An 18839-nucleotide genomic window follows, 5' to 3' on the forward strand; every position below is an offset into this window, starting at 1 on the left:
ATGGATTAGCCCAGCGACACGGTCGGGTTTGGTTAAAATTTGTGCTATATTCCGCGCCCCGTGAAATCCCTGAATAAATCGGTTATCACCATGCAAGCCGCCAAGCCGCTGTTCGACTATCCAAAATATTGGGCCGAGTGTTTCGGTCCTGCGCCGTTCCTGCCGATGAGCAGGGAGGAGATGGATCAGCTCGGCTGGGATTCCTGCGACATCATCATCGTCACCGGTGATGCCTATGTCGATCATCCCTCGTTCGGCATGGCGATCATTGGCCGGCTGCTGGAGTCCCAGGGCTTCCGCGTCGGGATCATCGCTCAGCCGGATTGGACATCCAAAGACGACTTCATGAAGCTTGGCGAGCCGAACCTGTTCTTTGGTGTCGCGGCCGGCAACATGGATTCGATGATCAACCGCTATACCGCGGACAAGAAGATCCGCTCTGACGATGCCTACACGCCTGGCGGCCTGGCCGGCAAGCGCCCGGACCGCGCCAGCCTGGTCTACAGCCAGCGCTGCAAGGAAGCCTACAAGCACGTGCCGATCGTGCTCGGTGGCATCGAGGCCTCGCTGCGCCGCATCGCCCATTACGATTACTGGCAGGACCGCGTGCGCAATTCGATTCTGATCGACGCCAGCGCCGACATCCTGCTCTACGGCAACGCCGAGCGCGCCATCGTCGAAGTGGCCCAGCGCCTGTCCTATGGTCAGAAGGTCGAAGACATCACCGACGTACGCGGCACCGCGTTTATTCGCCGCGACACGCCGAAGGACTGGTACGAAGTCGACTCCACGCGCATCGACCGTCCGGGCAAGATCGACAAGATCATCAACCCGTACGTCAATACCCAGGACACCCAGGTCTGCGCCATCGAGCAGGAAAAGGGTGCGGCCGGCCCAGGCAACGTCGAGGACCCCAACGAAGCCAAGGTCGTGCAGATCCTCGCCAGCCCGAGGATGACCCGCGACAAGACGGTGATCCGTCTGCCTTCGATGGAAAAGGTGCGCAACGACCCGGTTCTGTACGCCCACGCCAACCGCGTGCTGCACCTGGAAACCAACCCGGGCAACGCCCGTGCGCTGGTGCAGAAGCATGGCGAGATCGACGTGTGGTTCAACCCGCCACCCATCCCGATGACCACCGAAGAGATGGACTACGTGTTCGGCATGCCGTATGCCCGCGTTCCGCATCCGGCGTATGGCAAGGAAAAAATCCCGGCCTACGACATGATCCGTTTCTCGGTGAACATCATGCGTGGCTGCTTCGGCGGCTGTACCTTCTGCTCGATCACCGAGCACGAAGGCCGCATCATCCAGAACCGTTCCGAAGAGTCGATCATTCGCGAGATCGAAGAGATCCGTGACAAGGTGCCGGGCTTCACCGGCGTGATCTCCGACCTCGGTGGCCCGACCGCGAACATGTACCGCATCGCCTGCAAGAGCTCGGAAATCGAATCCGCGTGCCGCAAGCCGTCCTGCGTGTTCCCCGGCATCTGCCCGAACCTGAACACTGATCACTCCTCGCTGATCCAGCTGTATCGCAGCGCTCGCGCCTTGCCGGGCGTGAAGAAGATCCTCATCGCCTCCGGCCTGCGCTACGACCTGGCTGTTGAGTCGCCGGAATATGTCAAAGAGCTGGTCACCCACCACGTTGGCGGCTACCTGAAGATCGCCCCGGAACACACCGAGGAAGGTCCGCTCAACCAGATGATGAAACCGGGCATTGGCAGCTACGACAAGTTCAAGCGCATGTTCGAGAAGTACTCCAAGGAAGCGGGCAAGGAGCAGTACCTGATCCCGTACTTCATCGCCGCCCACCCGGGCACCACCGATGAAGACATGATGAACCTGGCTCTGTGGCTCAAGGGCAACGGCTTCCGCGCGGATCAGGTGCAGGCCTTCTACCCGTCGCCGATGGCCACCGCCACTGCCATGTACCACTCGGGCAAGAACCCGCTGCGCAAGGTCACCTACAAGAGCGACGGCGTGAACATCGTCAAGAGCGAGGAGCAGCGTCGCCTGCACAAGGCGTTCCTGCGTTATCACGATCCGAAGGGCTGGCCGATGCTGCGCGAGGCTCTGTTGCGCATGGGCCGTGGTGACTTGATCGGTGATGGCAAGCAGCAGCTGATTCCCACCTACCAGCCGAAGACCGACGAGTACCAGAGCGCCCGTCGCAAGAACTCCACGCCGGCCGGCAGCAAGAAAGTCGCCGGCAATGGCGGCGGCAAGCCTGCCGCTGGGCGCATCCTCACCCAGCACACCGGCCTGCCGCCGCGTGGCAGTGACGGCAGCAAACCCTGGGACAAGCGCGAGCAGGCCAAGGCCGCCGCTGAAGCGCGTAACCAGCAAGCCGCTCGTGAGCGCGCAGGTGCGGGCAAGGGCAAAAAACCGGTGAAAAAGCCCGCTGTGCCGCGTTAAACGGTTGGCTTAAAGGCGCAAGCGGACGCTCACCCCGTAGGGTGGATGACGCTTTTTCATCCACCATTGCGATCGCAGAGCGGCGGACGGGTGAAGCGTCGTCCACCCTACGAAAGGCTGCTGCCGCTTTTTTTGCGGTCGCGCAGGCTCAGTCGGCGCTGAATATGCAGGTCAGATAGCGATTGCTCGGGCCATAGCGGAGGATCGCGAACAGTCGCTTGAACAGATACAGCGGGTGCTGGCGGTAGTAGGCCAGCACCGCGTTGCCGACGCCTTCCGAGCGATGCTGACGGGCCTTTTCCCGGGGCTTCTTGAACAACCCGGAAAATTCCCAGCGCTGGATCTGCTCGAAGTGCTCCCTCGGCTTCAGGCTGTGGCGACTGAATAGCCTGAAGAAACTGCGCGGGCTGAAGTCATGCAGGTGATGGGGGTTGCCGTCCAGGGTCGGCGTGGTCGGCACCGAGGCGATAATGCGACCGCCCTTGGCCAGCAGGCTCGCGTAGTTGGCGATCAGGCGAACCGGGTTGGGCAAGTGCTCGATGGTTTCCAGACTGACGATGCTGTCGAAGCCTTCGGCATCAGTGTAGGTTTCCGCGTTCGCGCACACGTAGCGCAGGTTGGCGAACTGATAGTTGGCCTGGGCATAGGCGATCGCCTCCGGGTCGATATCAACGCCGGTGATCTGCTTGTCCGGGTGTTGTTCGGCCAGCAGCGCACTGCCGTAGCCGCAGCCACAGGCCATGTCGAGTACGCGCGGGCCCTGCAGTGAGCGGCTGGCAAACGCGTAGCGCTGCATATGCAGGTCAAGCGTCGCCTGGTCGGCGGCCAGCCTGTCGTCCATCTTCAACGGGTAGATACGTTCGAGGGTATGCACAGCTGACCTTCCATGGACCGAGATCGCGAATATAAAGCAGCCGCGATCCCTTGTCCTGATCTGGTCGACATCAGCCGTAACGTTTCTTCGCCTCGATGGCCAGCCCGCTGCCGATACTGCCGAACGTGTTGCCTTCAACGTGGCGCGCGTTGGGCAGCAAGGCGGCCACGCTCTGGCGCAGCGCCGGCACGCCACTGGAGCCGCCAGTGAAGAATACCGTGTCGACCTGTTCCAGCCTGACTCCGGCGTCGCTCAGTAGCCCGGTGACGCTGCCGCGAATTCGCTCGAGCAGTGGCGCGATGCTCTCTTCGAACAATGCGCGGGTCAGCTCGGCGACCAGGCCGGCCTCGATGCGCTGCAGGTCGATAGGGTGCTGGTGATGCTCGGTCAGGGCGATCTTGCTCTCTTCTACCTGCATCGCCAGCCAGTGGCCGGCACGCTGCTCGATCAGGCGGAACAGCCGGTCGATACCCGTGGGGTCGACGATGTCGTAGCGCATGTTCTGCAGCGCCCGCTGCGAGGCGGCGGAATAGACCACGTTGATGGTGTGCCAGGTCGCCAGGTTGAGGTGGAAGCTGGTCGGCATCAGCGCTTCGCTCTTCATCCGGCTGCCATAGCCGAACAGCGGCATCACGCCTTGCAGGCTGAGCTGCTTGTCGAAGTCGGTGCCGCCGATATGCACCCCGCCGGTGGCCAGAATGTCGTCCTGCCGGTCGGCCTGCTGACGGCGCTCGGGCGCCAGGCGTACCAGGGAGAAGTCCGAGGTACCGCCGCCGATATCGACGATCAGCACCAGCTCTTCGCGCTCGATGGTGGACTCATAATCGAAAGCCGCGGCAATCGGTTCGTATTGGAAGGAAACGTCTTTGAAACCGAGCTTCTGCGCCACGGCAATCAAGGTGTTCTCGGCTTCCTGGTCAGCCTGCGGGTCGTCATCCACGAAGAATACCGGGCGGCCCAGCACCACGGCGTCGAACGGCCGCTCGGCAACTGCTTCGGCACGCTTTTTCAGTTCGCCAATGAAAAAGCCCAGCAAATCCTTGAACGGCAGCGCACTGCCCATCACTGCGGTTTCGCTTTTCAGCAGCTTGGAGCCGAGCAGGCTCTTCAGGGAGCGCATCAGGCGCCCCTCGTAGCCTTCCAGGTATTCGTGCAGGGCCAGGCGGCCATAGACCGGGCGGCGCTCTTCGAGGTTGAAGAACACCACCGAAGGCAGGGTGATCTTGCCGTCTTCCAGCGGGATCAGCGTTTCGCCACCCGGGCGCAGCCAACCAACCGTGGAGTTGGAGGTGCCGAAGTCGATACCGCAGGCGCGGGCAGGGGTGGAAATGGACATGGACGCGCGGCTCCTGAAAAACGGCCGCGCATTCTAGGCGAAATGCAGGAGCAGCGCTGCCCGATTCGTCAGATGGCTTTCAGGGCAGCGGAGGATTTTGCACTTCGCTACGTTTGAGGCGCCACTGACCCCATTCGAAGCCCAGCACCACGATCAGCGAGAGCGCGAACGGCAGTAGCAGATAGAAGCCGCGGAACACGATCAGCGCGGCGAGTACATCGGAAGCGGGAATCTCTGGCAACGCCGCGAGAAAGCTGACTTCCAGTACCCCAAGGCCGCCCGGTGCATGAGACAGCAACGCGAGGGAGAAAGACGCCAGGAACACACCGAGCACCACTGGATAGCCCGGATTGTAGGCGGCCGGCAATGCGAAGTAGATGATTGCCGCTGCACAGGCCAGCTCCAGCGGACCGGCCAATAACTGACGACCCACGATGCGCAGGCGTGGGTATTCGACATGCAGCTTGCCGAACTTCCAAGGCTTGAACTGCAGCCACGAACCCAGCACATACAAGGCGACCAGCAGTAACAGTGTGGAGCCGACAGCCACCGATACCAGCGGGCTGACGTCCAGCACGCGATGGATCAGCTCCGGTTGCAGCACCAACACGCAGCCGCTGGCAAACAAGGTGCCGAGGGCGAATGTGAAGGAGCAGAAGACGATCAGAATACCGATTTCATGAGGCGTGAGCCCCTTGGTGCGGTAGGCGCGATAACGCACCACAGCGCCGGAGAATACCGAGGCGCCAATGTTATGGGCGAGGGCGTAGGTGGTGAAGGAGCACAGGGTGATGAACCGCCAGGATATTTTCTTGCCCAGGTGAGCAATGGCAATGCGGTCGTACCAGGCAAGGGCGCAATAGGCACCGAAGGTCGCAGCACCGGCGAGTAGCCAGTTGAGGTGCGGGATGGCTTTGAGGCTTTCAGCGATCTCGTCGAGGGAGATGTTGCGTACTTCGCGGTAGAGCAAGAAGCAGGACGCCACCACGGCACACAACCCGATCAGCGTCCAGATCAGGTCACTGCGTTTCATCGTGGGTTTGGTACCTTGCAACTGCGATCCCCTGTTTCACGTCGCTACGGACACTCGGCTCTGAATTCGATGACCTGCGGCAGGCATCGTTCATTCCATATCCTGCGCACAAATACCGTCAGGATGTAGGTGTATTGGGTGCGCAGTATCACGGAGGCGGGCCGGTTGCTCAACTGGCACCGTTCTGCAGGCCGTTACCGAGTGTGTCTTTTCATGCGCTTAAGCCCAGTGTCAGCGCGGCCAGCACGGCATATCGAATGGTTTTCGCGAGGGTGACGATCAGCGTGAAGCGCCACAATGGTTCGCGCATGATACCGGCCACCAGCGTCAGCGGGTCGCCGATGACAGGCAGCCAGCTGAGCAGCAGCGACCAGCGCCCGTAACGACCGTACCAGGCCTGGGCCTGCTCCAGCCGCGTGGCGCTGACCGGAAACCAGCGGCGCTCACGGAAACGCTCCAGGTAGCGCCCCAACCACCAATTCACCAGTGAGCCCAACACATTGCCCGCGCTGGCCACCAGCAGCAGTGCCCATACCGGATGGTTCGAACCCAGCAGCAGCGCTACCAGCAGCGCCTCGGATTGCAGCGGCAGCAGCGTCGCCGCGCCAAAGGCGGCGACGAACAGCCCTGGGTAAGCGTAGAGGTCCAGCAAGGCGAGGCAGCGTCAGGGCTTCTTGTCCGCCTCGACGTTGGCCATGATTTCTTCCAGCTTCAGCCCGGTGAGGCCATGGATGGTGCGCCACAGGTAATAGAAGATAGCCATCAGCATGATCATCGACGGAATGGCGATCATCGGGTAGCTGAGCAGCGTCATGCGGCCCAGCTCATCGTTGAAGGCTTCGCTGCCGGCCGGGCTGGTGACGATCCACTTGGCGAGAATGTAGTTCATCGCCGAGGAAAAGAAGAAGGTGCCGCTGAGCCAGTAAGTGGCGAGCATCAGACGCGACTCGAAGCGCTCGGTATGCCCACCCTGTTCCAGGCGATCATGAATCTTGTCGACGTTGAGCACGGTCTTGTTGAACAGCAGTGTGCGGATCAGCGGGTAGCGGGTGCGCGTCGACACCAGTACGGCAATGCCGATCAGGCCGGGAATGGCCGCTTCCTTGATCGCCAGCCACTGGTTGTCCAAGTGCAGCAGACCGATGCCGCCGGTCAGCATCACGCTGACCAGACCGAGCAGGGCGACAAAGTTGAATTTGCGGTATTTCAGCAGTTCGAAAGCGCCCCAGCCCAGCGGAAAGGCAAGGGCGAGTACCAGTGCGCCATCCGGGCCCAGTCGCGCTTCACCGCTGAGTTTCATGAGGATCAGCGATGGAATCACGATGCTGATCAGCAAGTCGACGAAGGGGCGGGGTTTGTGTGGTACGGGAGGCGTCTGAGTGGTATCGGTCATGTCATTCGGCATAGGTGGACGAGCGTCGATGATCGCCTGCCTGAGGTTCATGCGCCAGCCCGATTGTCGCTGCAATCATCACAAAGTCCTTCTCGCCGGCACATTGCAGTGGCAATGCCCTGCCTGGCGCGTGATGGCATAGCGGCATTGTTAGCTGAAATTCGCGTGTCAGTGGGTTAAAATTGGCGGTCATCGCAGCCAGGGTTCGCGTCGGCAAATCACTGGTGTTGGCTTCTGTACCCGGCTGAGTGATTTCATGACGTATCTGTGGGAATCGCCGATGGATCTGTTGCGCCGCTATGTTGTGCTGGTTGTCGCCATGCTGATTTGTGCGCAGGCAAATGCCGAACTGCGCATCCTCACCGAGCCTGGTCCGCCCACCGCGTTCATGAAAGACGGCGAGTTGCATGGTTTCGGCGTTGACGTGGTACGCCAATTGATTACCCGCACTGGCGGGCACGCGCAAATAGAGATGATGCCCTGGACGCGCGCCTACACCATCGCCCAGCGTGAGCCTGATGTCGGTTTGTTCGCGATGGTGCGTACACCGGACCGGGAAAAACGCTTTCAGTGGGTCGGGCCACTGCTGCATGGCAAGGTGCGATTCTACTCATTGAAATCGAACGGCTTGCAGGTAAACACCCTTGAGGATGTTGCCGCCAGCGGTCCGCTGGCGGTGCCCAAGCAGTGGTACAGCTACGAGGTTCTGAAAGATCAAGGCTTGAACAATGTTTACGGCGTGCCGACGCCAAAAACCATGGTCACCATGTTTCGCCATGGTCGGGTCAATCTGATCATGCTTGAAGATATCCTGCTCGGCGACATGCTCGCCCCGGCCGGCTTGAAACCCGCGGATGTGCAACCGCAGATGGTGTTCATGGAATCGTCGTATTACATCGCGTTTTCTCTGGATACCGACCCCGCCATTGTTGCCACCTGGCAGAACGAACTGGCGGAAATGCGCCGTGACGGCAGCTTTTCGGCGATTTTCCGCCAGTGGCTGCCCGATATAGAGCTGCCTGAAGCCCCGCGCTGAGTTGGCGGGATAATTGCTGCTAGGACGCTCATATTCACCAGGGGCCGGCGGTACGGAGCGTACCGGCAGCCCTGCCGCTGCCAGCACATTCCTATCCGCAACTGCAGGACACAAGAATTAGCTCACGAGGCCAGCAAAAGGGCCACTGGGCACCCGATTCATCTGACGTTTTGGACAATGCCTTATGTCGAACATGCAACGTGCTTCCCACCATGAGCTGCGGCGCGCCTTCCGCGCGCTGCTGGCCTCCGATTCCTGTTACCACACCGCCTCGGTTTTTGACCCGATGTCCGCGCGCATTGCTGGCGACCTGGGTTTCGAGGTTGGCATCCTCGGTGGTTCAGTGGCCTCGCTGCAGGTGCTGGCCGCGCCCGATTTCGCGCTGATCACCCTCAGCGAATTCGTCGAGCAGGCCACCCGTATTGGCCGGGTCTCCAACTTGCCGGTGATCGCTGACGCCGACCATGGCTATGGCAACGCTCTGAACGTGATGCGCACCGTGGTCGAGCTGGAGCGTGCCGGGATCTCCGCGCTGACGATCGAAGACACCCTGCTGCCGGCGCAATTCAATCGCAAGTCGACGGACCTGATCAGCGTGGCCGAAGGTGTCGGCAAGGTACGTGCGGCCCTCGAGGCGCGAGTCGATCCGCAACTGGCGATCGTCGCTCGCACCAACGCCGGCGTGCTCAGCACCGATGAAGTAATCAAGCGCACCGTCGCCTATCAGAAGGCTGGTGCCGATGCGATCTGCATGGTCGGTGTCGAGGACTTCGAGCACCTGGAAAAGATTGCCGAACACCTCAGCGTGCCGCTGATGCTGGTCACCTACGGCAATCCCAAACTGCGTGACAACGTGCGCCTGGCCAAGCTCGGCGTGCGTATCGTGGTCAATGGCCATGCCGCCTATTTCGCGGCGATCAAGGCCACCTACGATTGCCTGCGTGAACAGCGCAGCGCGATTGCCAGCGACCTTAGCGCCTCCGAGCTGTCGCAGAAATACACCCAGCCGGAAGATTACGTGGCCTGGGCCGACGAGTTCATGAACGTCAAGGAATAACACCGCTTCACCCGCCACGCCGGACAGCGGCCGCGCAACGCGAGCCGATTCGTCCGCCGTCGGCTGTCGCTTGCCAAGCGTGCCCGCGTGCTCCTATCTTCCAGTCAGCACCACCCATTGGGAGAGCGATATGGCCACCGGTTGGGCGCAAGACGGCGCCGTGCAGGAACAGATCGACAGCACCATCGAAGAGGCCGTGCAGCGCGCGCGCAGCCAGTTACCGAAGGGCGAAAGCCTGCAGCACTGTGAAGAATGCGATGCGCCAATTCCTGAAGCGCGGCGCCAGGCTGTGCCCGGTGTGCGCCTGTGCGTGAATTGCCAGGCCCAGGAAGACAGGGAGCAGGCCAAGGCCGGTGGTTTCAACCGTCGCGGCAGCAAGGACAGCCAACTGCGCTAGTCAGGCAGGGACAGGGTCTTATAGTAGATGGCATTGGCACGGTACTTACCGTCCGGCCCGCAGGCATAGCCCGGCAGACCGCCGATGCAGGTGTAACCAAGGCTGCGATAGAGGTTTTCGGCGTCACTGCCGGCTTCGGTATCCAGATAGAGCAGGCCACGCTGCAAGGTCGCTGTGTGCGCCTCTAGGTGTTGCATCAGCAGACGCGCGATGCCCCGGCGCCGCGCGCTGCTCAGCACCAGCAGCTTCTGCACTTCGCCGCGATTCAACCCGTTGGGCTTCAGGCACAGGCTGAGCTGCACCGAGCCTACGAGTTGCCCTTGGTCTTCGGCAATCCAGATTGCCAGCGCGCCGCTGCTCAGGGTGTGGTGCACCTCGCTGAAATAGCGATCGGCTTGCGCCGAATCGATATCGCCAAGAAAGCCAACCGAGGCACCGTTCTTTACCGCATCGAGCAGCAGGGTGATCAGGCCTTGCCGGTGACCGTCGAAATCGGCCACGTCGAGCTGGCGTACCTGCACGCTCATGGCGTGCTCCGCTGCGGCGTCAGGATCAACTGCATGAAGGTCAGGTCCAGCCAGCGGCCAAACTTGCAGCCAACCTGCGGCATCTGTCCGGTGATGTTGAAGCCCAGCCGTTCATGCAGGCGAATCGATGCCGAATTGCCGCTTTCGATGGCCGCGACCATCACATGCTTACCGACGCCTTGCGCCTGCTCGATCAGCGCCTGCATCAGCAGCGGGCCGAGGCCCTGACCGCGGGTGTCGCTGCGTACATAAACGGAATGCTCGACCGTGTTGCAAAACCCCTCGAACGGCCGCCAATCGCCAAACGAGGCATAGCCCAGCACCTCCTGCGCCTCATTGATCGCTACCAGAATTGGATACCCTTGCGTGGCGCGCGCCCCGAACCAGGCCTGACGATTGGCCAGGTCCACGGGGCGCTCGTTCCAGATCGCCGTGGTGTTGAGCACGGCATCGTTGTAGATGGCGAGGAGGGCGGGCAGGTCGCCGGCAATGGCGTGGCGGATCGCGATGGGCATGGGCTCTCTCAGGCGCTGATTAGGAGGTCTCGGATAGCGCCAGTATTACGGGGCGAAGCATGCCTGGGCAATCTTTGCATGCGGCACATGTAGGCACGTTAAAAAAAACCGCTACAGCGAAGCCGGTCGAGCCATGCGGGGGCGTTTTATCTGTACGGATGGCGATTCTCGTGTGTGGCTCGCCGGCCTGCCGCAACTGGCCCTGCCGGGCGCAGTGTGGCTTGGCTAGAGTGGCGGCATCGTTCCTGGGTGATTCGCCATGCTCATGCTTCTGGCCGCATTCGCCGGTCTGGTGCGCGGTTACAGCGGCTTCGGTTTTGCCATGATCCTGGCGCTGGGGTTGCTCAGCGTACGCTCGCCCGCCGATGTGATTCCCGTGGTGCTGCTGCTCGACCTGTTGTGTAGCGCCGGCCTGTGGCCGCGCGCATTGCGCGATGCTCATGGGCCACTGACGATGCGCCTGGTGGCCGGTATGGGGCTGGCCGTGCCGCTCGGCGTAGTGATGTGGGCATGGCTGCCGGGTGAGTGGTTGGCCCCGCTCATCGCTTCGCTGTGCCTGATTGGTGGTGTGCTGGTGCTCAGGCAGCCGCCGACGCTGACCGTCTTGCGTAACACGGCCTTGCGTGCAGCGTTCTGGGCTGGTCTGGGGTCTGGACTGGCCACTACCCTGGCGTCCGCGGGCGGGCCGCCGCTGATGCTCTACCTGCTGCGTTGCGGTCTGTCGGCATCGGCTTTGCGGGCGACGGCCATCCTGTTCTTCGCCGCCAGCAGCGGAACCGCGCTAGCGGCCATGGGGTTGTCTGGGCTGGTTGGTCCGACGCATCTGCATCTTGCCGCAACCCTGTTGCTGCCGGCGCTGGTCGGCAATCTGCTCGGGCAATGGCTGCATGCACGCTGGGAGGTGTGTTCCCTGCATCGGCTGGGTGGGGCGCTGTTGGTGGGGTTGTCAGCGATGTCGCTGTGGAGCAGCCTGGCCAAACCATGACTGCTGGAAGCCGGGCGCAGGGCGCGCCCGGCGTGGCCGTTATTTGTCGCGATCCACTGCGAACGGGCCCCAGGCCTGGCGGCTGGGCATGATTTCCAGACGATTGATGTTGATATGGTCGGGCAGGGTGGCAACGTAGAAAATCTGCTCGGCGATATCCTCCGCGCTCAGCGGCGTGGTGGTGCTGTACAGCGCATCGGAGGCCGCCTGGTTGCCCTTGGTGCGTACCAGGGTGAACTCCGTCTCGGCCATGCCCGGCGCGATGTCGGTGACGCGCACTCCGGTGGACACCAGGTCGCAGCGCAGGTTGAAGCTGAACTGTTTGACGAACGCCTTGCTGGCACCATACACGTGGCCGCCCGGGTACGGCCATTCGCCGGCCACCGAGCCGATGTTGACGATGCTGGCGCCCTTGCCGGTTTCCAGCAGTTTGGGCAGCACGGCATGGGTGACGTTGACCAGGCCGGTGATGTTGGTGTCGATCATCGTGTGCCAGTCTTGCAGGGCCACCTTCTGCGCAGCCTCTGGCGCCAGCGCCAGGCCAGCGTTGTTGATCAGCGCGCGAATCTTGTCGAACGGTGCGGGCAGCGAATCGACCAGTGCCTGCACGGCGGTGGCGTCACGCACGTCGAGTGTGGCGATGTGTACCGGTACCTTGCCGTCCAGCTCGGCCTTGAGTTCGTCCAGGCGTTCCTGGCGACGGCCGCTGAGCACCAGGCCCCAGCCTGCTTCGGCGAAGCGGCGAGCGGTGGCGCGGCCGAAACCGGAGGTGGCACCGGTGATGAAAACTACCTTGGTCATGTTCTGCCTCTTTTCAGGGGTTCAATGGCAGCCAGCGGGTGGCTGGCGTATCCGTCAGGCGGAGAGTTCGAGGAACTTGCGTACCCGCTCGGTCTCCGGGTTGCTGAAGAATTTTTCCGGGGCGGACTTTTCGATGATCTTACCTTTTTCCAGGAACACCACCTGATCCGACACCGCGCGGGCGAATTCCATTTCGTGGGTGACCACGATCATGGTGTAGCCCTCGGCGGAGAGGTTCTTCATCACGGTCAGCACTTCGCCGACGCGCTCCGGGTCGAGTGCCGAAGTCGGCTCGTCGAACAGGATCACCTCCGGGCTCATCGCCAGCACACGGGCTATCGCCACGCGCTGCTTCTGGCCGCCGGAGAGGGTATAAGGATAACTGTCCTGCTTCTCGCCCATACCGACTTTTTCCAGCAGTTCGATGGCGATCGCACGGGCTTGCTCCTTCGGCATGCCCTTGACCTGTACCGGCGCCTCCATGACGTTCTGCAACACGCTGAGGTGCGGCCACAGGTTGAAGCCCTGGAACACCATGCCGGTCTTGGCGCGAATCGCCGCCAGCTCGCGGTTGGTCATCTTGCGGCCGGCTTCTTCGTTGATCCCGATGCGTTGCCCGGCAATATGGATGCTGCCACGGTCCGGTTCCTCCAGCCAGTTGATGCAGCGCAGCATGGTCGACTTGCCCGAGCCGGAAGAGCCCAGCACGCTGACCACTTCGCCTTTGTTAACGGTCAGTTCGATGTCGCGCAGCACCTCGATGTCGGAGAAGCTCTTGGACAGGTTTTGAATGCGTACCGCCGGGATGTCAGCCATGTTCGAATCCTCGTTTCGCTCCGAAGCGCGCCGCCCATTTGAGCGCCAGTTCCAGGCAGATGCTGATGAGCCAGTACAGAACGATCACCACCACGAAGGCTTCGGTGGGAATGAAGTAGGTGGCCTGTACCGAGTTGGCGGCGGCGGTCAGTTCTTGCACGGTGATGATGGTTAGAAAGGCGGTGTCCTTGAGGGCGATGATCAACTGGTTACCCAGCAACGGCCGGGTCTTGATCACCAGTTGCGGCAGGATGATGCGCATGAACAACCTGAAGGGCGTGAAGCCGTGCGCCTTGGCCGCCTCGACATAACCGGCCGGCAGTACCAGGCGGCTGCCGCGCAGGATCTCGGTGAAGTAGGCGCCGTGGTAGACGATCAGGGCGACCAGCCCGGCCGTCCAGGCGTCCAGGCGCAACCCCAGGCGCGGCAGACCGTAGTACAGCAGGTAGGCAAGGATCAGGAACGGCAGCATGCGCATGCCGTTGACCAGCCAGCGCACCACGATCGACAGCGGCGTGCGTTCTTCCAGGCTGTAAAGCATCGCGCAGCCAAGTATGAAGGCGCAGACGATGGACAGCCCGAACAGCGCCAGGGTGGTGAGGAAGCCGTTGAAGAAGGCTTCGCGGGCGTCCCAGATAATGCTCCATTCGGTCATGCTGAAATGTCCTTACATGGCCAGTCGGTTGGCTTTCTTCTCGGCAATCGCCTGCAGCTTGAGCAGTACGCCGATGATCAGCATGTACAACAGCGCGGCAGCGAGAATCGGCGGCAGCGGGTCGTAGGTGACCGCTGCGATACGGTTGGTCACTCGCGTCAGGTCGACGATGCCGATGATGGCGATCGCCGGGCTGCCCTTGATCAGGAAGGACATTTCGTTGACCAGGCCGGGCAGGCTGCTGGTCAGCATCTGCGGCAGCATGATGCGGCGGAAGAACACGCCCTGGGTCATGCCGCAGGCCAGGGCTGCTTCCTTCTGCTCGCGGGAAAAGCTGATGAACGCGGCGCGCCAGATTTCCGCGTTGAAGGCCGTGGTATTGAGCGTCAGAGCGAGGATGGCGGCGGTGTTGCGGTCGAGGTTGATGCCGAACATCGGCGCCGAGAGAAAGATGAACAGCACCAGGGTCACCAGCGGCGTGGCACGTGCCAGGCTGGTGTAGAGAATCAGGAACTGTTCCAGAAAGGGGATGCGCGCCATGCGCAACAGGGCGATGCCGAGCCCGCAGAACACACCGATGGCAATGGCGATGCCGGATATCCACAGGGTCGTCCAAGCGCCCTCCAGCAGCAGTAGCCAGGCTTGTCCGTTCATGGCAGCTCCTTAGGGGCGAAATGAATGAGGCGAGCAAATCAGGCGCGGCTGGTAAATCCCGGCGCCTGTTCGCTGTCTGCCGTGATGCGTCGGGTTACTTCATGCCCGCCAGGGTATGGAACTGATCGACGTCGGTGATGGGCTCTTTGGGCATCGACGGGAAGGCCTCGCCGAACCATTTGGTCTGCAGTTCGGCCAGGCGGCCGTTGTCGCGGATCTGGTTCATGAAACCGGTGATCAGCTTCAGCAGCTCAGGGCTCTTCTTCGGCACTGGCCAGGCGGCGAAACCGTCACCGGATACCGCGATGCCCTTGGCGAAGGTGTCGCCACGGGTCTTGACCAGGTCGTTGACCGAGATCAGCGCGTTGATCACGTAGTCCAGGCGGCCGTTGGCGAGATCGGCATAGGCTTCCGGGTAAGACTGATACTCGACCACGTCGCCGATCTTGCAGCCGGCATCGGCCATCATCTTCTTCAGTTCCGGTAGACGGGCGAGCAGCGCGCTGCCGGCTTGTAGGCCAGCGGTCTTGCCGCACAGGCTGGCGATATCGCTGAGGCTGTCATCGCCGGCACGCTTGACGTAGAAGTGCTGGGCCGAGGCGAAAGGCGGCGCGAAGTTGAACACGCGCAGGCGGTCGTCGGTGACCAGGGCGCCGGTGAAGGCCATGTCGTACTGACCGGAAGACACCGAGGCGAGCAGGCCGGTCCAGGGCAGGATTTCCTGCTTCACGTCGAAGCCTTTTTCCTTGGCGTAGGCTTTGAGGTCTTCGAGCAACTCCTTGTGGAAACCCTCGGGCTTGCCGTCGACGATGTAGTTGAACGGCGCGTAGTCGTCCTCGGTGGCGACGCTCAGGTAGCCGCGTTTTTCGACGTCGGCCAGATCGGCGTGAGCGCTGGTGGCACTGGCCAGCAGACAGCCGGCCAGGCCTGCAAGTGCCAGTTTGCGCAACTGGGCGAATCCGTTCATGGGCGTTGCGGTAGCGATGCCTGCATGGGTCATGGTCAGAGCTCCAGGGGTCGACAGATCAATTGGCTTGCGATGGGCGTGCCAGGTGGCTGTTTTTCACCATAGAGAGCGCAAAGCGTCGGGCAATAGGTGCAGTTTGGCGCATTCGCCTGGCCAGCCCGGGGCGCGGGCCATGGCTCACTAATTGCTTCGTGGTGGGTACAGCATGTGGAGCGGCAGTGACCATGATCGACCACTTCTACCACCTGAATTTCGACCAGCAGCGTGGGCTGCAGGAGCAACTGCGCGAGTCGCTGGTGTCCGCCATTCTTGCCGGCGGTTTCCCCCAGGATGAGCCCTTGCCGTCCTGCCGGCGCCTGTCGCAGCAGCTGTCGGTGTCCCGCAATACCGTGGCACTGGTCTACGAGAGCCTGCTCGACAATGGCTACCTGGTCAGCCGTCCGCGCAGCGGCTATTACCTGCATCCGGATTACTGCGGTAGCCAACGTGAAGGCGCCCTGGCGCGCCTGGCGCCGGCCCATAGCGACGCCAATCCTCAGGCCGTTGGTGCACCAGGATGGAGCGGCCGCTTCAAGATCCAGCCGAGTTTGAGGCATGGTGTGCTGCGCCCCAGTAACTGGCAGCGTTTCACCTATCCCTTCATCTACGGCCAGCCGATTGCCGATCTGTTTCCCCTGGAGCGCTGGCGCGAGGTGTCGCGCAACAGCATGCGCAACGAACGCAACCCGGAGTGGCTGCGCGACAGCCATGACCAGGACGACGCCATGCTGATCGAGCAGTTGCGCACCCGGGTGTTGCCCAAGCGCGGCATCTGGGCCGGCGCCGATGAAATCCTTATCACCCTCGGTTCGCAAAATGCGCTGTATCTGCTGGCCACCCTGCTGATGAGCAAGGGCACCCGTGTGGCGCTGGAAAACCCGGGGTTCGGTGATGCCTGGAACGTGTTCGATCTGCAGGGCGCGGATATCCATCTGCAGGATGTCGACGAGCAGGGCATGCGTGTCGACGAGCGCCTCAATGACTGTGAGTACCTCTATGTCACGCCCGGCCACCAGGTGCCCACCGGGGTGAGCATGAGCGCAGCGCGGCGCAGCCAGTTGCTGCAGCAGATCCGCCAGCACGACCAGATTCTCATCGAGGACGACTACGACGCCGAACTGAATCTCGACAGCCATCCCCAGCCAGCCCTAAAGGCCAGCGACAGCAGCGGTCGGGTGGTGTACATGAGCAGCCTGTCCAAGGCCTTTTCACCGGGATTGCGGCTGGGTTATCTGGTCGCCGACGCGGAACTGGTCGAGGAGCTGCGGGCCTTGCGCCGCTTGATGTACCGCCACCCGCCACTGAACAACCAGCGCATGCTCGCTCAGTTTCTCGCCCAGGGGCATTACGATGCGCACCTGCGGCGTTTTCGCGAGGAGCACGGGCGCCGTCGTGAAGCGCTGCATGGCGCGCTGGATAGCGTTCTGGATGGTTGTCGACATGTGAGCAGTGCTGGCGCTGGCGCCTTCTGGCTCAGTGCACCAGCCGGAATCGACAGCCAGCGGCTGGCTTGGGCAGCGGCTCAGCAGAGTGTGCTGATCGAGCCGGGGGCGCAGTTCTTCTTCAATGAAGATCCGCCGCAGCGCTACTTCCGCATGGGCTTTCACGCCATCGACGTGCCGCTGATCGAGCCGGGTATCCGACTTCTCAATGAGGTGCTGCAGGGGCAGTGATGCCGCTGCAATCTGTGATAAACCACGATCTGCACCGCCACGGATATCGTTCGGTGGGTTACGCGGCGCTCCATCACCGTGTCGACTGAGCGTACAGAGCCCAGCGCCGCTAACCCACCCTACAGGATGTGTTCCCGGCGCCGGTAACCTGCGCGGCCCGGCTCATCCGGTTCGCGTCTGTTACAGGTGCTTTGCGCTGAACTCGCCGATCACTTCGTCGAAGATTGCCAGCGCCTGCTGTACCTGGGCCGCGTTGACCATGCAAGGCGGCACCACGTGGATGCGGTTCTCCACCACGAAGGCCAGCAACCCGCGCTCCAGTAGCGCGGCTTTCATCTGCGCCATGATAGGCGCGGCCAGTGGCGTTTTCTTCAGCGGGTCGGCGACGAACTCCAGCGCCTGGAACAGGCCGATGCCGCGCGCTTCCCCGATCAACGGGTATTTGCCAGCGAGCGCCTTGAGGCCCGGGCCAAGCAGTTCCTGGCCGATCTGCCGGGCATTGTCGACCATGCTTTCCTCGGCCATGGTGTCGAGGGTGGCGACGATGGCCGCCATGGCCAGCGGGTGACCGGAGTAGGTCAGGCCGCCAGGGAAGAAGTGGCTGTCGAAATACTCGCAAATGGGCTGGGAAATCATCACCCCACCGGCCGGCACGTAGCCCGAATTGACGCCCTTGGCAAAGACGATCAGATCCGGCACCACGTCGAAATTGTCCAGCGCGAGCCAACTGCCGGTGCGGCCGAAACCGGCCATCACCTCATCGAGTATCACCAGAATGCCGAACTCATCGGCCAGGGCGCGTACGCCCTGCATGTAGCCTTTCGGCGGCACCAGAATGCCGGCAGTGCCGGGAATGGTTTCCAGCAGAATCGCGGCGATCGACGCCGGCCCCTCGCATTCGATGACCCGGCGCAGGTGCTGCAGCGCGCGGGCACATTCCTCTTCCTCGCTGGCGGCATTGAATTCGCTGCGGTACAGGTACGGATTGAAGAAGTGCACATGGCCGCGGGCGAACTCATTGGGCACCCGGCGCGGATCGCCGGTGGCGACGATCGCCGAGCCGGTGCTGCCGTGGTAGGAGCGGTAGGCCGAGAGAATCTTGTCGCGGCCGGTGTAGGTACGCGCCATGCGCATGGCGTTTTCGTTGGCGTCGGCACCGGCATTGGTGAAGAACACCTTGCTGAAGTTGGCTGGCGCGTGGGAGAGGATGCGTTTTGCCGCCTCGCCACGCATCAGGTTGGCAGTGGCCGGGGCGATGGTCACCAGTTGTTCGGCCTGCGCCTTGATCGCGGCGATCACCTTGGGGTGCTGGTGGCCGATGTTGGTGTTGACCAACTGGCTGCTGAAGTCCAGGTACTCGCGGCCGTCGTAGTCCCACAGCATGCAGCCGGCGCCGCCGGCGATCACCAACGGATTGAGCGCGCCCTGGGTCGACCAGGAGTGGAAAACGTACTGGCGATCCAGTGCGTGGACATAGTCGTTGCTGATCGGCGTTGGGCTGCTCATGGCCACCTCGTGACGTGAAGAGAGCGTCGGCTGAGTTGCCGACGGTAGGCTCACCATAGAAATAAAGGCGCGGCCCGCTGTAGGGCCAGATGCCTGGAGTCGGCGGGTCAGCCATCTGGCCCGTCGACTGCCGCTATCTGTCCCTGGCGCGATGGGG

19 protein-coding genes are annotated in these 18839 nt (G+C 62.3%); 6 read left to right on the plus strand and 13 right to left on the minus strand.

What is annotated here, in order from left to right; all coding sequences use genetic code 11:
* Nucleotides 1-90 precede the first annotated feature (90 nt).
* A complete protein-coding gene (locus BLS60_RS13475) occupies nt 91-2418 on the plus strand; it encodes a YgiQ family radical SAM protein (protein WP_092368961.1) in 2328 nt (775 codons plus the stop codon).
* A gap of 148 nt (nt 2419-2566) precedes the next feature.
* On the opposite strand, the gene BLS60_RS13480 is transcribed toward BLS60_RS13475, so the two are convergent.
* From BLS60_RS13480 to BLS60_RS13500, 5 genes are all read right to left on the minus strand, one after another.
* A complete protein-coding gene (locus tag BLS60_RS13480; RefSeq protein WP_092368859.1) occupies nt 2567-3292 on the minus strand; it encodes a class I SAM-dependent methyltransferase in 726 nt (241 codons plus the stop codon).
* A 70-nt stretch (nt 3293-3362) separates the two neighbouring features.
* A complete protein-coding gene (locus tag BLS60_RS13485) occupies nt 3363-4628 on the minus strand; it encodes an Hsp70 family protein (RefSeq protein ID WP_092368862.1) in 1266 nt (421 codons plus the stop codon).
* A gap of 79 nt (nt 4629-4707) precedes the next feature.
* A complete protein-coding gene (locus BLS60_RS13490; RefSeq protein WP_070880834.1) occupies nt 4708-5661 on the minus strand; it encodes a lysylphosphatidylglycerol synthase transmembrane domain-containing protein in 954 nt (317 codons plus the stop codon).
* Between the two features lie 211 nt (nt 5662-5872).
* Nucleotides 5873-6313, minus strand: coding sequence for a YqaA family protein (locus BLS60_RS13495; RefSeq protein ID WP_208597304.1), 441 nt, complete (start codon nt 6311-6313; stop codon nt 5873-5875).
* Nucleotides 6314-6325: 12 nt separating this feature from the next.
* On the minus strand, nt 6326-7054 hold the full coding sequence (locus BLS60_RS13500) for a VC0807 family protein (protein WP_092368967.1): 729 nt from the start codon (nt 7052-7054) through the stop codon (nt 6326-6328).
* A 256-nt stretch (nt 7055-7310) separates the two neighbouring features.
* Here BLS60_RS13500 and BLS60_RS13505 point away from each other — a divergent pair, with 256 nt between their 5' ends.
* From BLS60_RS13505 to BLS60_RS13515, 3 genes are all read left to right on the plus strand, one after another.
* Nucleotides 7311-8090: a substrate-binding periplasmic protein gene (locus BLS60_RS13505; protein ID WP_244153409.1), complete on the plus strand. Its 780-nt coding sequence runs from the start codon at nt 7311-7313 to the stop codon at nt 8088-8090.
* Between the two features lie 193 nt (nt 8091-8283).
* Nucleotides 8284-9147, plus strand: coding sequence for an isocitrate lyase/PEP mutase family protein (locus BLS60_RS13510; protein WP_070881122.1), 864 nt, complete (start codon nt 8284-8286; stop codon nt 9145-9147).
* 130 nt (nt 9148-9277) lie between these two features.
* Nucleotides 9278-9544 (plus strand): DksA/TraR family C4-type zinc finger protein, encoded by a 267-nt coding sequence (locus tag BLS60_RS13515; protein ID WP_092368868.1) that lies wholly within the window; start codon nt 9278-9280, stop codon nt 9542-9544.
* Here the strand turns inward: BLS60_RS13515 and BLS60_RS13520 are convergent.
* Nucleotides 9541-10071, minus strand: a complete 531-nt coding sequence (locus BLS60_RS13520) for a GNAT family N-acetyltransferase (RefSeq protein WP_092368871.1) — start codon at nt 10069-10071, stop codon at nt 9541-9543. The genes BLS60_RS13515 and BLS60_RS13520 overlap by 4 nt on opposite strands.
* On the minus strand, nt 10068-10586 hold the full coding sequence (locus tag BLS60_RS13525; RefSeq protein ID WP_092368874.1) for a GNAT family N-acetyltransferase: 519 nt from the start codon (nt 10584-10586) through the stop codon (nt 10068-10070). The genes BLS60_RS13520 and BLS60_RS13525 overlap by 4 nt, the downstream gene beginning before the upstream one ends.
* A 259-nt stretch (nt 10587-10845) precedes the next feature.
* On the opposite strand from BLS60_RS13525, the gene BLS60_RS13530 reads away from it, so the two are divergent.
* Entirely contained in the window at nt 10846-11571 is a 726-nt protein-coding gene (locus BLS60_RS13530) for a sulfite exporter TauE/SafE family protein (protein ID WP_092368876.1), read from the plus strand.
* A 39-nt stretch (nt 11572-11610) separates the two neighbouring features.
* Here the strand turns inward: BLS60_RS13530 and BLS60_RS13535 are convergent, their stop codons facing one another.
* From BLS60_RS13535 to BLS60_RS13555, 5 genes are all read right to left on the minus strand, one after another.
* A complete protein-coding gene (locus BLS60_RS13535; protein WP_070880827.1) occupies nt 11611-12372 on the minus strand; it encodes an SDR family NAD(P)-dependent oxidoreductase in 762 nt (253 codons plus the stop codon).
* Between the two features lie 54 nt (nt 12373-12426).
* The gene (locus BLS60_RS13540; protein ID WP_070880826.1) at nt 12427-13188 is read right to left on the minus strand and encodes an amino acid ABC transporter ATP-binding protein; all 762 of its coding nucleotides are present in this window, start codon (nt 13186-13188) and stop codon (nt 12427-12429) included.
* Complete coding sequence (locus BLS60_RS13545; protein WP_092368879.1) at nt 13181-13843, minus strand: amino acid ABC transporter permease; 663 nt, start codon at nt 13841-13843, stop codon at nt 13181-13183. The genes BLS60_RS13540 and BLS60_RS13545 overlap by 8 nt, the downstream gene beginning before the upstream one ends.
* A gap of 12 nt (nt 13844-13855) precedes the next feature.
* Nucleotides 13856-14497, minus strand: coding sequence for an amino acid ABC transporter permease (locus BLS60_RS13550; protein WP_092368882.1), 642 nt, complete (start codon nt 14495-14497; stop codon nt 13856-13858).
* A gap of 94 nt (nt 14498-14591) precedes the next feature.
* The gene (locus BLS60_RS13555) at nt 14592-15497 is read right to left on the minus strand and encodes a transporter substrate-binding domain-containing protein (protein WP_244153410.1); all 906 of its coding nucleotides are present in this window, start codon (nt 15495-15497) and stop codon (nt 14592-14594) included.
* 191 nt (nt 15498-15688) lie between these two features.
* Between BLS60_RS13555 and pdxR the strand changes: the two genes are divergently transcribed.
* On the plus strand, nt 15689-17176 hold the full coding sequence (gene pdxR, locus BLS60_RS13560; RefSeq protein ID WP_092368973.1) for a MocR-like pyridoxine biosynthesis transcription factor PdxR: 1488 nt from the start codon (nt 15689-15691) through the stop codon (nt 17174-17176).
* Between the two features lie 180 nt (nt 17177-17356).
* Here pdxR and BLS60_RS13565 read toward each other — a convergent pair whose 3' ends face one another.
* Nucleotides 17357-18682: an aspartate aminotransferase family protein gene (locus tag BLS60_RS13565; protein ID WP_092368885.1), complete on the minus strand. Its 1326-nt coding sequence runs from the start codon at nt 18680-18682 to the stop codon at nt 17357-17359.
* Between the last annotated feature and the right edge of the window lie 157 nt (nt 18683-18839).

It is taken from the genome of Phytopseudomonas seleniipraecipitans (assembly GCF_900102335.1).
In the GTDB taxonomy this organism is placed as follows: Bacteria; Pseudomonadota; Gammaproteobacteria; order Pseudomonadales; family Pseudomonadaceae; genus Aquipseudomonas; species Aquipseudomonas seleniipraecipitans.